The organism is Rhodoferax sp. GT1R46 (assembly GCF_056521285.1).
In genome coordinates, this window is record NZ_JBWMBC010000001.1 from 785748 (window position 1) to 801758 (window position 16011).

The window sequence follows — 16011 nt, forward strand, 5'->3', positions numbered from 1 at the left end:
GCATTGTAGGGACGGATGGCCGTTGACCTGTTAAACCCCAGGCTGCAAGTACGCGATGTCAGCGCAAGCTTGCAATGTAGTGAGCCAGGTTTTCGATGTCTGCATCGCTCAGTGTTTGCGCAACACTCGTCATATTGCCTGCGTCGTTGGTGCGGGTGCGCGCTTTGAAGTCATGCAATTGCTGCACCACATAGTCATACTGCTGGCCAGCGACCTTCGGTATTTCATTTTGCCCTGCGAGCCCGCCCATGTGGCACATGGTGCACAGGGTTTCATCGGCTTTTGCCTTGCCCAGGCGAACCTTTTCCTCATTGGTTTTAAAGGGGTTGGGCTTGGCAACTTGCTTTGCAAAGTAATTGGCAATATTGATCATGTCTTCCCGGCTCATGTTGGCGGTGAGGGGCGACATGATGGGATTGATTCTTCGGCCTTCTTTAAAGTCTTTCAGTTGAACGTAGAGGTAACGCCATGTTTGCCCGGCCAGCGTCGGGAAGTTGCTGGCCACCGCATTGCCGTCGGCTCCGTGACATGCTGCACAGGCCTCCGCTTTTACCCGTCCGGCTTCAATATCCTGCGAGTGGACAACGCCTGCGCACAGGATCAACAGAGTCGTGAAGAAATGGCGGTAAGTGGTAGTGCGCATGAACCTGACCTGCATGGGTTTCAGCCAGCTGAAATGGCTGTGATTTGGCAATATGGCCACACGAAACAACGGCCACCTTCAGGGTGGCCGTTTTCCATAGACCGCACCTTGCAATGCGTCAAATAGTCAGACTATTTATCCAGAGCGTAAACAACCAGAGAGTTGCCGCGCTTGAAGTCGAGTTGTGTGTTGCCACCGCAGCCCATGGCCACGTACTGACGACCTGAAACCGAGTACGACACGGGCATCGCGTTTGCGCCGGCACCACAGTTGTGTTCCCAGAGAAGCTTGCCGTTTCGGGCGTCCAAGGCACGAAACAATCCGTTGCCTTCGCCATAAAACACCAGATCGCCGCCAGTTGCCAATGCGCCGCCGATCAGGGGCTGTTCCGTATCAAACTTCCAGGCCATTTTGCCGGTGTCGTAGTCCACAGCCGCCAGACGGCCCCATTGCTTTTCGCCTTCAATGACCTTGAATGCGCCACCCAGCCACAGTTTTCCGCCCGGATACTTGGCCGTTTCAACGTGGTAGGTCATGGGCTGGTGAAGGTTCAAGGCATAGGTCAGATGCAGCTTGGGGTTAACGGCCATCGGAGACCATTCCACGCCACCATTGGCGCCAGGCAGCATGCGCGCGCCACTGGCTGTGGGCAGGACCCACATGTTTTCCTGCGGAATCATCGCCTCCGAGAATCGAATCAAATCCCCGGTTTCACGGTTATGAACATACACATGGCCGGTTTTTCCGCCATGGATTACACCCGGCACCGTCTTCCCGGATTTGTCTTTGACGTCCACCAAAATGGGCGGGCTGACCGCGTCAAGATCCCACACATCGTGGGCGATGTACTGGTAGTGCCACTTGTATGCACCCGTGTCAAGATTGACCGCAACGAGCGAGTCGGTGTACAGGTTGTCTCCAGGGCGCTCCGCGCCGTAAAGGTCAGGCGATGGGTTGCCGACCACAAAGAAGATCGTTCGTGATTTCAAGTCCACAGCGGGGTTCATCCACACCCCGCCGCCAAGGGTCTGGTAGAACGAACTGTCGCGCGCAAACTGTGCCTTTTCAGCGGCAATATCGCGGTGCATGTCCCGGCCAGTCGCATCGTTCACGGCCCAGACGCCCTCGTGACCTTTTTCAGGAATGGTGTGGAACGTCCAGAGCAGCTTGCCGGTCGCTGAGTCATAGGCTTTTACAAATCCGCGGATTCCGTACTCGCCCCCGTTGGTTCCGATCAAAACCTTGCCACCCACCACGGTAGGTGACATGGTTTCGCTGTAACCTTTTTCGGGATCGGCAATCTCGGTTTTCCAAAGGACTGCGCCGGTCTTGGCATCCAGGGCCAGCAATTGGGCATCCAGTGTGCCCATGAACAGCTTGCCGCCCTCAATGGCCACGCCACGGTTGTTCGGGCCACAGCAGAAGGTCGTAATCGGCCCCATCTTGTGCTTGTAGTGCCAGAACTCTTTGCCGGTGACCGCATCAAGAGCGTAAACATGGTTGTACGACGTGGTCATGTACATGACGCCGTCCACCACAATGGGCGCAGTTTCCATGGATTCCAGAACCTCGGTCTGGAATGTGAACTTGGGGCGCAAGTTCTTGACATTGGACGTATTGATTTGCTTGCCCGGATAGAAGCGCGTCTGGTCGTAATTGCCGTTGGTGTGAAGCCAGTCGTTGCCCTGATTTCCCGCCTTGTCCAGTTGGGACTGCGAGACGTTGATGCCTTTGGCAAGGGCGGTGGCGCCGCCACTCATGCCCTTTTGCCCTTGAATCTCTTCCGCTGATGCAACTCCGGCAAAGGCGAATGACGCCACGGCTACCGTGACTCCGATATGTGACAGATTTTTCCGCATTTCAGATCCCCCCTGTTTGTTGGATAGGTACGCAATACCAGTGGCAGTGGTGCTCTTACCGGAACCTTACCCGCCTGGAGATTTGTAGTCCTAACAATCGCGTTGGAATATGGTACTTACCCTAATGCGCTCTAAATGACTGCGGGGGAATACTCCCGTAAAGGTAAACATTCCGATCGATAACCAAGGGAGAAAGTAGATGAACGCAATTCGTTTCGTTGCACGTAACGCAGTGCTCACGATGGGTCTGGTGTTGGGCCTGACTGCCCACGCCCAACAAGGGGCTGACCAAATCAACATCAACGGCCAGTTTGTTCTTGCCGCCAAGGCGAGCAAAGTTGAGCGCGTAGCGCAACTGCTCAAGCAAGGCGCGGCGGTGAACTCGCGCGACAGGCTTGGCAATTCCCCTCTCAACATGGCGTCAAGCAAAGGCAATGAAGCATTGGTGGATGTGTTGCTAAGTGCTGGCGCTGATCCCAATCTGGGAAATCTTTCGGGTGTCACGCCGCTGATGGGAGCCTGCTTTGTTGGCAACGCCGACATTGTCAGCAAACTGCTGAAGGCTGGCGCAAGTCTTGATCCGGTTGATCGGGTGAAGAAAAATGCAGCGACATATGCCGCCGCCAATGGGTGTCTTCCTTGCGTGGCGCAACTCTTGAATGCCGGCGTTTCCGTCAACGCGCCGCTTGACAATAAGCTCACGCTTTTGATGTGGGCCGCGGCCTACGGAAAAGATGACATCGTTCGTTATCTGCTCAGCCACGGCGCGGAAAAAAATCTGAAAGATAACCGGGGATTGACGGCCCTGGAAATGGCACGGGAAGCCAAGCAACAGGTTGCGGTGTCGTTGCTGGAGTGAGGTCAACGTCCCATTCAAGCCCGAGTACCCGTGCCGCACAGACCAGTGCATGGTGCGCCGCTTGCGGTGTGGAAGTGTCAATCGGCTGGGCGCCATTTTGCTTGGAGAGTTTTTCACCCTGGGCGTCCAGCACCAACGGCGTATGCAGGTACTCGGGCGTGGGCAACCCCAGGGCACGTTGCAGCAGGATTTGCCGCGCGGTGTTGTCCGTGAGGTCTTCGCCTCGCACGACATGCGTTATGCCCTGTGCAGCGTCGTCCACCACGACAGCGAGCTGGTAGGCAAAAAGCCCGTCGGCGCGCTTGAGAACAAAGTCGCCCACCGCGCCTGCCACGTCTTGCTGTTGGGCCCCTAGACGGCGGTCGGTCCAATGCACGACGGGCGATGCGTTTGCTATGGTTTCAGTAGCTGCTTGCGCATATTCTACGGGGGCTACAGGCCTTTTCGGCACTGAAATTTCGGTGCGCAGCCGCCAGGCCCGACCTTCCTTCCCGTGCAGACCGTTGCGGCAAGTACCCGGATAGACCAGTTCGCCATGGCGGGGTTTTCTCAGGCCCGAACGCTGCAAGGCCGTTTCAATGTCTTTGCGGCTGCAGCCGCAGGGGTAGGCCAGCTGCTTTGCGAGCAGCGTGTCCAGCGCCTGCTGGTACAGCGCGGTGCGCTGGCTTTGCCACACCGGTGGCTCGTCGGGGTGCAGGCCGCAGGCGGCGAGCTGTTGCAGGATGGTCTGGTCGGCTCCGGGCACGCAGCGCGGCGTGTCCACGTCTTCGATGCGCACCAGCCATTTCCCGCCGTGGGCCCGTGCGTCCAGCCAGCTGGCGAGTGCAGCAACCAGAGAGCCCGCATGCAGCGGGCCCGTGGGGGAGGGGGCAAACCGCCCCCGGTACGAAACCTTATTGCTCACGCCATCGACAGCGCCAGTTCCAGACCGGACACGAAGGCGTTTTCTACGCGATGGCCCAGGCACCAGTCGCCACACACGCCCAGACCGGTTTTGGCGTCCCACAAGTGGCTCTGACCGAGCGGCTTGGTGGTTTGCGCATACATCCAGCGCTGGGTGTCGATGTGCGCAGGCTCGGCGCGGATGCCGGTGACCTCGGAGAAGGCTTTGAGCAACTTGGCTTGCACGCGGGACTCGTCATCATGCAGGTGCTCTTGCGACCATGCCGCGCTGGCTTGAACGGTCCAGCGCTCTACGGCTCCACGGCCCGGTTTGGAGGATTCGCGGGCCAACCAGGCGATGCGGTGGTGCGAGCTACGGGCTGCGTTCCACTGGGGGCCCAGCGTGGTCAGCCCAGGTTGTACCGCTTGTGGAAATGCCAGCATCAAGGTCCAGCAGGGCGCTACGGTCACTTTGCTGATTTTCTTGGCCAGGGGCGCTGCCGCTTTGCAGCCCTTGAGCAAATCCTGCGCCTGTGGGGACGGAATGGCCAGCACCACGGAATCAAATCCGGAGAACACGTGGGAACTGTCTTGCGGGCCACTGGTGCGCAATTGCCATTGCTTGCGGTTGAGGGCGTCGGGCTCAATGGCGGTCACGCGGGTCTGCATTTCCACGCACAGACCATCCACCAGCGGTTTGGCCCAGCCTTGAACCAGGGAATTCATGCGCGGTTTGGCTACCCAGTGCTGTTCGCGGGCGGGCAAGCCTGCGGCGGCGACTCGGCCATGCTCATCAAGCACCTGCACGGTGTTTGCACTCCAGGGCTTGCACAGGTTGGGCGTCGTCTGCATTGCTTGCATGAAACGGGGGTCGCGCACGGTGAAGTACTGCGCGCCGTGGTCAAAGGTTCCGAACGGGCTGTTGCGCGTGGCCATGCGGCCACCTACGGTATGGCTTTTCTCAAACACCGTGACGTGGTGCCCCGCCTGCACCAGCGTGCGGGCGCATGTGATGGCAGCCATGCCTGAACCAACGATGGCAATGTGTCTGGAAGCGGTCATAGGCGTTGTCTCCAAGAGTTATTGTGGGTTTGCATTCACTTTATACACGCACGCTTCACCGATTGCGGTGTTGTTCCAGTAATGCGGCTCGGGTGGTTGTGCTTTCGAGTTGCTGCAGCCACCATTGCAGTGCCCGGCCCTGCACCGTTGCGGAGGCCCCGCGCCATGCGTAACTGATGGGCACCATACGGTAAGGCCGTTCGGTTTTTTTAAGCACCAGACGGCCCGTTTCGATGTAGCTGTCCGCCATGCAGCGCGGCAGGTAGCCGCCGCCCAGTCCCCGTAACTGGGCATCGAGTTTTGCGTGCATGCTTGCCACGGTGAACACATCCTGTCCTCCCAGCAAGCCAAACGTCATTCCGGTTCCACGTTGGATGGAGTCAGCCACCGCTACGGCGCGGTGCTGCTGAATGGTTTTATCGCTCAGCGGTTCTGCTGCGTTCGCCAGTGGGTGGTGGGGCGCTATGGCATAGACGAATTCAACTTCGCCCAGAGGCTGGACTTGTATGCCCGAATGGGTGGCCGCATCGCGGGTGACGCCCAGGGCCAGGTCTGCCTGCCCAGAGGTGAGCGCCTCCAGCGTGCCCGACAGTGTTTCGTCGCGCAGCCGTATGCGTGTGGGCGGCGAAAGGCTAAAAAAGCTTTCGCACAACTCCATCACCGTGGCTTTGGAAATGATGGTGTCTACCGCTATCGTCAGCTGCGGCTCCCACCCGGTGGCCACGCGCTTGACCCGGTTGGCTACGGCGTCAATCTCGATCAGTAGTCTTCCACCCTCGCGCAGCAGCTCTGCTCCGGCCTGTGTCAATTGAGCCTGGCGCGAACTGCGGTTATATAGCAGAACATCCAATGCGTCTTCAATCTGGCGCACCCGGTAGGTCAGCGCGCTGGGAACCATGCCCATCGCGCGGGCCGCTGCCGCGAAACTGCCAGCAGAATCAATTGCTTGCAGCATGGCGAGAGCGTCTGGTGTCAAAACATCTCGAGGTGTTTGCATGGGTGAGCAGTTTTGTTGAAATTATTTGAATGATGCCATCAAACAGCGAGGTTGGATACACGCATGCCCCACCTTAAAGTTGAGCCCATAGCAAGGAGCCTGAACCATGTTGACAATTCGCAAATCCGCTGACCGAGGCTACGCCGACCATGGCTGGCTGAAGTCCTTCCATAGTTTTTCATTTGCAGGGTATTACGACCCGAAGCACATGGGCTGGGGCAACCTGCGCGTGATCAACGAGGACCGCATTACGCCCGGTGCAGGCTTTGGTACCCACGGCCATCGCGACATGGAAATCATCAGCTACGTCATGGCGGGCGAGTTGGCCCACAAAGACAGCATGGGTAATGTCAAAGGCATACCCTCTGGCGACGTCCAGCGCATGAGCGCGGGCACGGGGGTGCAGCACAGCGAGTTCAACCACGCCCCCGATGCGACTACGCATTTCTTGCAGATATGGATTGAGCCAAACGTCACCGGTATTGCGCCCGGGTATGAGCAAAAAGCTTTCGCGGCCGCAGAAAAGCAGGGTGCCCTCAAGCTGGTGGCCTCACCGGATGGAGCCGACGGCTCGGTGTTGATTCACGCGGATGCCCGGATGTACAGCGGTTTGTTCGATGGAGAACAGATGGCATCGTTGACCCTGGCACCCAATCGCAAGGGATATGTGCAACTGGTAAAAGGCGAGGTTGCAGTCAATGGCACCGCGCTGGCTGCCGGTGATGCGGCGCTGCTGGATGGTGAGAGACAGTTGACCTTGACTCATGGCAAGGACGCCGAGGTGCTGGTGTTTGATCTGAAGGCCTGATATTCGCGTTGTTTTTCCCTGGGAGTTGCGCGTCGCGCAGCTTCGTTTTTCAGTTGGTTTCAAGGAGTTTTCATATGGCAAAAGTAGCAGTTGTATTTCATTCAGGCTATGGGCACACCCTGCGCATGGCGCAATCGGTGGCACAAGGCGCAAATGCCGAATTGGTAACCATTGATGCTGACGGCAATCTGTCCGACGCGGCTTGGGCAACACTGGGCGCGGCCGACGCCATCATCATGGGCTCGCCCACTTACATGGGTTCGGTGAGCTGGCAATTCAAAAAATTTGCAGATGCATCCAGCAAGCCCTGGTTCAGCCAGGCGTGGAAAGACAAAGTTTTTGCAGGCTTCACCAACAGCGCCACCATGAACGGCGACAAGCTGTCCACACTGCATTACCTGTTCACGCTGGCCATGCAGCACGGTGGCGTGTGGGTTGGCACTGCACTGATGCCCTCCAACAGCAAAGCCGCGCAGCGCAATGACGTCAACTATGTGGGTTCGTTCAGCGGCGCGATGGCGCAGTCACCTTCCGACGCCAGCGCGGAAGAGATGCTGCCGGGTGATCTGGAAACTGCACGCCTCTTTGGCGCGCGCGTGGCTGAAGTGGCTGCCAAGTTCCGCGGGTAAGACATAAGCTTCCCCCATCAGGGAAGCTGGCTCATGAACGCACTTGTGGAGTCATCTCCAAAGCGGCGTTCATGAGCTGGGTCAGTTGCGCGGCCGGTTGAGGGTGCCCGAACAAATACCCCTGGAAATACAGGCATCCTTGCTCTACCAGCTTGTCTCTCTGTTCCTGTGTCTCCACCCCTTCGGCGATGACTTCCAGTTCAAGGCTGCGGCCCAGTGCGAGGATGGTTTGCGTGATGCTGGCGTCGCTGGGGTTGGTGACCAGGTCGCGCACAAAAGACCCGTCAATCTTGAGCTGATGCAGTGGCAACCGCTTGAGATAGCTCAGCGATGAATACCCAGTGCCGAAGTCGTCCAGTGAAAAGGTGATGCCCAAAGCCACCAGTTGGTTCATTTTTTCGATGACGTCATCGATGTTTTTTGCCAGTACGCTTTCCGTGAGTTCCAACTGGAGCTTGAGCGGGTCGGCGCCGTGGGTTTTCAACGTTGCACTGACGCGTTCCACGAAATTCGACTGAAAAATCTGATGGGCACTGAGATTGACGGCCACGATGATGTCCGCCGCAGCGGGGTTCTCGCTCCATTTCTTTATTTGTGCACAAGCCTGCTCCAGCACCCATTGGCCCAGTGGCAGGATGAGACCTGTTTCTTCCGCCAGCGGTATGAACTCACCGGGGGAGACCATGCCGCGCTGGGGGTGAAGCCAGCGCACGAGCGCCTCTGCCCCTATCACTCTGCCAGCGGTGTCAAATTGGGGCTGGTAGTAGACCAGAAACTGCCCCTTTTCCAGTGCAAGGTGCAGGTCCGCTTCGAGCGTTACCTGGCGGTTGAGTTGTGTCGCGATGGTTTTGTCAAAGAAGCGGATGGCGTTTCGGCCGTTGGCTTTGGCCTGGTACATGGCGATGTCTGCACGCTTGAGCAACTCTTCGGGTTCATTCTCATCGCCTTCAAACATCACCACACCAATACTGACGGAAATCTTGTGGTGCTGGCCGTCGATCACAAACGGCGTTTGCATTGCGATACGAATTTTTTCCGCGATCGCGTTGGCCTGCTCAGCGGCAATTTCCGGGTTGGTATCCAGCCGGCCGAGCAATACGGCGAATTCGTCACCACCCGGGTGGGCTACCGTGCCCTCCGAGCCAACCAGGTGACCCATGCGCTGTGCGGCGGCCTGCAGGAGTGCATCGCCGAACTTGTGGCCCAGGCTGTCGTTGAGTTGCTTGAAGCGGTCCAGGTCAGAGAACAGCAGCGCGCCCGGGTGGTGCCCACTACTGGCCCGCGCGGTCAGACTCTGTTGTAACCGGTCGAGCAAAAGGCGCCGGTTGGGTAAGCCGGTCACTGGGTCATAGTAGGCCAGCTTGTAGACCCGCTCGCTCTGCGCCTTGCGGACCGAGATATCCGAGAAGACCGTTACCGAGCGCAGGAATCTGCCTCTGCGCAGCACGGCCTGGGTACTGACCTCCACCGGAAAGTGATGGCCGCTTGCGCCGACAAAGACACTTTCACACTCGAACGACCGGGTGCGCCGATCCGGGTCCAGCATCGGGTTTTGACCGGCTCCAAGCGATGCCGTGTTCGTCGATGAGAGGATCAGCTTGAGAAGTTCTTTGCCCAGCAATGCTTCGCGGGGATACCCCAGCAACTCGCATGTCGTGCGGTTGACATAGGTGGCGAGGCCGTTGCGGTCCAGCACATACATGCCTTCGCCCATGGCGTCGCCAAACGAGGTCAGACGCCGGCCCAAGACCGACTCCCGTGCGGCCAGGAGCAGCAGCGCGCCCAGAGCGATAGCCAATGCAACAAGGGGGAGTTTGTACCTGGACCAGATGTCCTGAAACGTCACGTTGGGAGCCACATCAAACGGCGGCGCGCGCAGGTCCCGCATCAGGGTACGTACCGACTCGTAATCGGCCGGGACCGCAAAACCGTTGATCCCCATGCTGCGTGCGATGGCGCTGCCATGGGGTAGCGACAGCAAGGCGCCTGCGATGCGAACCGTCACATCATCCGGGACGTGAGACATCGCCACAATCGGCCATTCCGGGTACAGCCGTGTGGACAGTGCAAAGGGGTAGCCTGGGTAATTCTGGCCATTCACCACCTTGACCTGCGCGGCATCGAGCTTCCCCTCCTGGATCATCGATTCCATCAGGCCGGTGCGAATAAACGCAGCATCCACCTGCCCGGTCATCAGTGCTTCGACAGAAAGGTCCTGTGGCAGGCCCGTTTCTACAATGACTCCAGGCTTGACGTGTTGTTTCACCATCTCGTAGATCTGCACCTGGTATGCCCCAAATGAAGACAGCGAGGCCGCTGCAATGCGTTTGCCATTCAGGTCGCTGAGCGTCTGCAGGTCTTCCCGGGCTTTGCGCGTCAGAATGACCCCGCCGAATGCACGAACGGGCTTGCCCTGATCGAGGTTAATGAGGGTGGCCAGGGGAGAGGAGAGCCCATTCTGGTGGACCATTCGCACATACTCGGCTGGTTGGGTGATGACCACATCGACTGCTTGTTGACGGACGGCTTCCTGCAACTCCTCGTAGTTGAATATTTTCAGAATGAAGTGACTGCCGGAAACCGTACTATTCAGATAGGTCGCCAAAGGCTGCCATTGGGTTTGAGCCATCGCAATAGGGCGAAAGGACAGCACACCAATGGTCAGGGCTGTGTCCTGCGCCATTGCGGCTTGGGCTGACATCCACACGGCTGCCAGTGTGATCCAGGTAAATACGACTCGCACAGCGATCAAGACGCATCTCCCGGCAAGTAGACGCTGGTGAACAGTTGCCGCGTGTCGATTGGATCGGTCACCAGTCCGGCTTGTTGCATGATGGGCGAAAGCTTCTGCGCTACCCGCAGGATCTGGCCGCCGCTGTCGACAAGGTAGCGTTGATTTCCCACCAGATCAGGTAACTCAAGCCCGCGCAGGGACGCGATCATTTCTTCAGCCGTGACGCCCAGACGCGGCGCCACACGGTATGCGGCGTCCCATGGGTTTTGCCGCATGTAGGCTAGGGCCTTGAAATGACCCGCCAGAGCCGCACGCAGCGTGTTGGCATGGAGCGTGGCAACGTCCGGCCTTACCGCGAGTACGTCAAAAATGGTTTCGGGCATTTCACGGGTGCTCAGAAGCTGCAGCGCTCCCCCGGATTTGAGGCGTCCCGCAATGGGTTCATAGGTGACAAGCGCATCGATGGCACCGCGCCCCCAGGCAGCTTCCTGCTCTTCATAAGCGATCTTTACGGGAACCACGTCGCTAATCTGGAGGCCGGATTTTTCCAATACCATAGTCAGCATCAGGCTGCCCAATGCGCTGTTCTCCAAGCCGATACGCTTTCCTTTGAGTGCACCCAGACTGGTTATTGCCGGGCGCGACAGCAATACATCTGCGCCTTTGGATACGTCAAATACCAGAACAATTTCCAGTGGCGTGCCCTGCGCGCGCAAAAGAAGCACTTCATCCAGCGTCAGCATGACGCCGTCTGCGCGTCCTTGTCTGATGGTCTCGATGGAGTCGTGCACGGTCGGTGATTCCAAGAGGGTCAGCGCTTCTGGCATGTACCCGAGCGTGCGGGCCAGGAACATCGGCTCATAGCCGGGCCAGGGATGTCCGGCCAACACCAGCGGTTTGACCGGGGCGCAGCCTGCAAACCCCAGCAGGGGCATCAATGCCAGTCCAGCCAGCAAATGCCTGCGCAGAGGGAACGGCCCACCGGTTGCAGGGTGCACTTCGTCAAGACGCGTCTGTTTTGCGGACATGCTTCATCCTAATACAGTTCCCGACCTTACTTTTCCCGAGCGGGGTGGTTTAGCCCCGCTACAACACCTGAACTGCAGACAAATCAGCGCCCACCGCACGCCGTTCGTCAAATACAAAGCAGCCACCCTGGTAATGCGCGCCATCGGTCTCTTCAAAGTACTTGAGGATGCCGCCCTCCAATTGGTACACGTGTTCCAGGCCCACTTCGCGCATCAGGATGGCCGCCTTTTCACAGCGTATGCCTCCCGTGCAAAAACTCACGACGGTCTTGCCCTCCAGCTCCGCTTTGTTCTCAAGCAGGGCGTGGGGAAACTCGGTGAATTTGGTGATGCGCCAGTCAATGGCACCCTCAAATGTGCCTTGATCCACTTCAAAGTCGTTGCGGGTGTCCAGCGTCACCACCGGCCGCCCGTTGTCGTCGTGGCCCTGGTCCAGCCAGCGTTTGAGGGTGGCGGCTGGCACGGCAGGTGCCCGCCCGTCTGCGGGGCGAATGGCAGGACGGTTCATGCGAATGATTTCGCCTTTGACCTTGACCAGCATTTTTTTGAAGGGCTGCACATCCGACCAGCTTTCTTTGGGCGCAATGTCGGCAAAGCGCGCATCGGTGTGCAGTTGCGCCACAAAACCATGCACGGCATCGGCTGGCCCTGCCAGAAACAGATTAATACCTTCTTCGGCCAGCAAAATGGTGCCTTTTAGCTCTAATTCCAGTGCGCGGGCCAAAAAAACCTCCCTAAGCGCTGCCGCATCGGGAAGGGGAGCAAATTTGTAAGCAGAGATGTTGAGGATGGAGTTCACCCCCTGATTTTAAGAGCGGGGAAACTTACAATCCATGGATGTTTGTACACCTGCGCCTCCATACCGAATTTTCTGTTGTTGACGGAACCAATCGAATCGATGACATCGTCCAGGCGGCCGTGGCCGACGGGCAGCCCGCGCTGGCCGTTACCGACCTGAGTAACCTGTTTGGCGCGATCAAGTTTTACAAACGTGCCCGTGCCAAAGGCACCAAGCCGCTGATAGGCGCCGAGATATTTCTGGAAGGCATGGGCGGCGATTTAACGGCACTGTCGCGCATCGTGCTGCTGGTGCAAAACAAGCAGGGTTACCTGAACCTGTCCGAGTTGATTGCCCGGGGCTACACCCAAAACATCGTCAAGAATCAGGCCACCATCAAATTGGAGTGGCTGCAGGAACTCAATGAGGGCTTGATTGCGCTCTCGGGAGCCCAGGCTGGCCCCATCGGTCAGGCTTTGGTGCAAGGCGACGCGTCACGGGCACACGAGTTGGCGCTGCAATTGGGTGGTGTGTTTCCGCACCGTTTTTATATCGAACTGCAACGCGCGGGCCGCGCGGATGACGAAGCCCATGTGGTCGCCGCCGTGCAGTTGGCCGCTCGTATCAAGCTGCCGGTGGTTGCGACGCACCCTGTGCAGTTCACCACGCCAGATGATTTTGAGGCCCACGAGGCCCGCGTCTGCATTGCCGATGGTGAAATACTGGGCAACGCCAAGCGCGTGCGCCGTTTTACGCGCGACCAGTACTTCAAATCCAGCGCCGAAATGCAGGCCTTGTTTGCCGACGTTCCGTCTGCCTTGGCGAATACGCTGGAGATCGCCAAACGCTGCAACCTGACACTCGTGCTGGGCAAGCCGCAGTTGCCGGAATTCCCGACGCCAGAGGTCAACGGACAGCGCATGACTCCGGATGAGTACTTTCGCTACGCTTCGCATGAAGGGCTGAAGGAGCGCATGGCGCACTTGTACCCGGATGAGGCGGTGCGTGCCGCCGAGATGCCGCGCTATGTGGAGCGCCTGGAGTTCGAGATTGGCACCATTCTGAAAATGGGCTTCCCGGGCTACTTTCTGATCGTGGGCGATTTCATCAACTGGGCTAAAAGCCATGGCTGCCCGGTGGGCCCAGGCCGGGGCTCGGGCGCGGGCAGTCTGGTGGCCTATGTCATGAAGATTACGGACCTGGACCCGCTGCGCTACAACCTGCTGTTTGAGCGGTTTTTGAACCCCGAGCGGGTGTCCATGCCCGACTTTGATATCGATTTTTGCCAGACGAACCGCAATCTGGTGATTGATTACGTCAAGGACAAATACGGCAAGGACGCCGTCAGCCAGATTGTGACCTTTGGCACCATGGCTGCGCGCGCCGCCGTGCGCGATGTGGGCCGGGTGCTGGACATGAGCTACACCTTTTGCGATGGCATCAGCAAGCTCATTCCCAACAAGCCGGGCGTGAGTGTGAGCCTGCAGCTTCCGCCCGCAGACCGCAAGAAAGACGACAAGACCGTCTATGCCACCGACGAGCCCATTCTGGCGGAGCGCGAGGCGAAGGAAGAGGACGTCCGGACACTTCTGGAGTTGGCCCGCAAGCTGGAGGGCATGACCCGCAATGTGGGCATGCACGCAGGAGGCGTGTTGATTGCCCCGGGCAAACTCACCGATTTTTGCCCTTTGTACCAGCAGCCGGGTAGCGACTCCGCCGTCAGTCAGTACGACAAGAACGATGTCGAAGCCATCGGTCTGGTGAAGTTCGACTTTTTGGGGCTGGCTACGCTGACCATTCTGGAGATCGCGCGCGAATTCATCATGCAGCGCCACCCGGGGCAGGAAAACTTTGCCTTTGAGGACCTGCCTCTGGATGACGCCAAGGTGTACCGGCTGTTCTCGGAAGGCAAAACGGAAGCCGTGTTCCAGTTTGAAAGTCGCGGCATGCAGGGCATGCTGAAAGACGCCAAGCCCACGCGCCTGGAAGATCTGATTGCCCTGAATGCGTTGTACCGCCCGGGCCCGATGGACCTGATCCCGAGCTTTGTGGCACGTAAACACGGTCGCGAAGTGGTGGAGTATCCGCACCCGCTGGTGGCCAACATGCTGTCCGAGACCTACGGCATCATGGTCTACCAGGAGCAGGTGATGCAGACCGCCCAGATTCTCGGCGGCTATTCGCTGGGTGGCGCCGACATGCTGCGCCGGGCGATGGGTAAAAAAGACGCCGACGAGATGGCCAAGCACCGCCAGATATTCCGTGACGGCGCCGCCAAGAACGACATCAACGAGGCCAAGGCCGACGAGATTTTCGACTTGATGGAGAAGTTTGCGGGCTACGGCTTCAACAAGTCGCACGCTGCTGCCTATTCGCTGCTGGCGTACCACACCGCCTGGCTGAAGGTGCACTACACCGCCGAGTTTTTCTGCGCCAATATGACCGTGGAAATGGATGACACCGACAAGCTCAGGGTGTTGTTCGAAGATGCAGAAAAGATGGGCTTGACGTTTGAGCCGCCCAATATCAACCGCGGCAACTACCGGTTTGAGCCTATTTCCAACAAACAAATCCGCTACGGACTGGGCGCCATCAAGGGCACAGGCCAGCAGGCCATTGAGGCCATCGTGGCGGCGCGCGAAGGCAAAGGCCCAACCAGTGAAGATGGGCCGTTTACCAGCCTGTTTGACTTCTGCCGCCGGGTGGACCGCAGCCGCCTGAACAAGCGCTGCGTCGAAGCACTGATCAAGGCGGGTGCCTTTGACACGCTGCAACTCAACCGCGCATCGCTGGTGGAGTCCATCGAGCGGGCGTTTGCGTTTGCCACTGCGTCCCAGGCCAATGCCGATCAGGTGGGCTTATTCGACATGGGAGGGGAGGACGACCATGGTTCCAGCACGCAGGAGCCCGAACTGGTGCAGGCCATGCCGTGGGGCGTGAAAGAGCAGTTGGTCCAAGAGAAAACGGCAGTGGGCTTCTACCTGTCAGGCCACCTGTTTGATGCCGTCACGCTGGAGGTCCGTCGTTTCGCCAAGCGCCAGCTGGATGAACTGCTGGACACCCGCGAGCCACAGTTGCTGGCCGGAATCGTTACCGATTTTCGGGTTATCAACGGACAGCGCGGCAAGCTGGCGCTGTTCAAGCTGGACGACAAGTCGGCAGTGATCGAAGCCCGCGCCGATGAGGCGCTGATCAACGCCCACAAGAATCTGCTGAAGGATGACGAACTGATTATTGTCATGGGCAAGGTGCAACCCGACCGCTTCTCGGGCGGTATGCAGCTCACGGTGACGCAAATCTGGGATCTGGAGCAGGCGCGCTGTCGCTTTGGCAAGTACCTGCGCGTGGCGGTCAACGCCAGTAGCGTGGGCAAGGTGCCGGATGTGGCACGGATCACCCGGGAATTCCCGGCCCGCCGGGAGACTTCAGAGCAGGGCGAAACCGTGCGCGGTATGTCCGTGCGGCTGGTGGTACAGCGAATGCTGGCATCCGATTCAGCTGGAAATACGGGTGACCCGGAGGCGGGCTGCAGCGGCGCTACAGCGGAGTTGCATTTGGGCGAAGACGCCCGTTTCTATCCCACCGATGCTGCATTGGCTGGCTGGCGTGCGCAGGCAGACCAGGGTAGGGCAGTCATTGCCTATGATTGATTTTTTACAGGAAAATGGTCTCCAGCCCCCGTGGATATTGCGCAAGCAGCTATAGAAAATATAGCATGAACGCGGTGACTGG

The 16011-nt window shown here is 58.6% G+C and carries 12 protein-coding genes; 4 read left to right on the forward strand and 8 right to left on the reverse strand.

What is annotated here, in order from left to right:
* Positions 1-58: 58 nt before the first annotated feature.
* Positions 59-643 (reverse strand): c-type cytochrome, encoded by a 585-nt coding sequence (locus tag AC097W_RS03670; protein ID WP_479600961.1) that lies wholly within the window; start codon positions 641-643, stop codon positions 59-61.
* A 131-nt stretch (positions 644-774) separates the two neighbouring features.
* Entirely contained in the window at positions 775-2502 is a 1728-nt protein-coding gene (locus AC097W_RS03675; RefSeq protein WP_479600962.1) for an outer membrane protein assembly factor BamB family protein, read from the reverse strand.
* Between the two features lie 199 nt (positions 2503-2701).
* On the opposite strand from AC097W_RS03675, the gene AC097W_RS03680 reads away from it, so the two are divergent.
* Positions 2702-3361 carry an ankyrin repeat domain-containing protein gene (locus AC097W_RS03680; protein WP_479600963.1) on the forward strand — a complete coding sequence of 220 codons (660 nt, stop codon included), beginning with the start codon at positions 2702-2704 and terminating at the stop codon, positions 3359-3361.
* Here AC097W_RS03680 and gluQRS read toward each other — a convergent pair.
* From gluQRS to AC097W_RS03695, 3 genes are read right to left on the reverse strand one after another with little or no spacing between them, the layout of a single operon-like run.
* The gene (gluQRS, locus tag AC097W_RS03685) at positions 3258-4265 is read right to left on the reverse strand and encodes a tRNA glutamyl-Q(34) synthetase GluQRS (RefSeq protein ID WP_479600964.1); all 1008 of its coding nucleotides are present in this window, start codon (positions 4263-4265) and stop codon (positions 3258-3260) included. The genes AC097W_RS03680 and gluQRS overlap by 104 nt on opposite strands.
* Positions 4262-5305 (reverse strand): NAD(P)/FAD-dependent oxidoreductase, encoded by a 1044-nt coding sequence (locus AC097W_RS03690; RefSeq protein ID WP_479600965.1) that lies wholly within the window; start codon positions 5303-5305, stop codon positions 4262-4264. Before AC097W_RS03690 ends, gluQRS begins: the two co-directional genes overlap by 4 nt.
* A gap of 55 nt (positions 5306-5360) precedes the next feature.
* Complete coding sequence (locus tag AC097W_RS03695) at positions 5361-6302, reverse strand: LysR substrate-binding domain-containing protein (RefSeq protein WP_479600966.1); 942 nt, start codon at positions 6300-6302, stop codon at positions 5361-5363.
* 106 nt (positions 6303-6408) lie between these two features.
* Between AC097W_RS03695 and AC097W_RS03700 the strand changes: the two genes are divergently transcribed.
* Entirely contained in the window at positions 6409-7110 is a 702-nt protein-coding gene (locus AC097W_RS03700; RefSeq protein ID WP_479600967.1) for a pirin family protein, read from the forward strand.
* A 74-nt stretch (positions 7111-7184) separates the two neighbouring features.
* Positions 7185-7739, forward strand: coding sequence for a flavodoxin family protein (locus tag AC097W_RS03705; RefSeq protein ID WP_479600968.1), 555 nt, complete (start codon positions 7185-7187; stop codon positions 7737-7739).
* A 31-nt stretch (positions 7740-7770) separates the two neighbouring features.
* Here the strand turns inward: AC097W_RS03705 and AC097W_RS03710 are convergent, their stop codons facing one another.
* The 3 genes from AC097W_RS03710 to AC097W_RS03720 are packed head-to-tail and all read right to left on the reverse strand — an operon-like array spanning position 7771 to position 12300.
* Positions 7771-10482, reverse strand: coding sequence for an EAL domain-containing protein (locus AC097W_RS03710; RefSeq protein ID WP_479601291.1), 2712 nt, complete (start codon positions 10480-10482; stop codon positions 7771-7773).
* Positions 10483-10487: 5 nt separating this feature from the next.
* Positions 10488-11501, reverse strand: a complete 1014-nt coding sequence (locus tag AC097W_RS03715; RefSeq protein ID WP_479600969.1) for an ABC transporter substrate-binding protein — start codon at positions 11499-11501, stop codon at positions 10488-10490.
* Positions 11502-11559: 58 nt separating this feature from the next.
* Positions 11560-12300: a sulfurtransferase gene (locus AC097W_RS03720; RefSeq protein ID WP_479600970.1), complete on the reverse strand. Its 741-nt coding sequence runs from the start codon at positions 12298-12300 to the stop codon at positions 11560-11562.
* Positions 12301-12338: 38 nt separating this feature from the next.
* Here AC097W_RS03720 and dnaE point away from each other — a divergent pair, with 38 nt between their 5' ends.
* The gene (dnaE, locus tag AC097W_RS03725; RefSeq protein ID WP_479600971.1) at positions 12339-15929 is read left to right on the forward strand and encodes a DNA polymerase III subunit alpha; all 3591 of its coding nucleotides are present in this window, start codon (positions 12339-12341) and stop codon (positions 15927-15929) included.
* Positions 15930-16011: the final 82 nt, after the last annotated feature.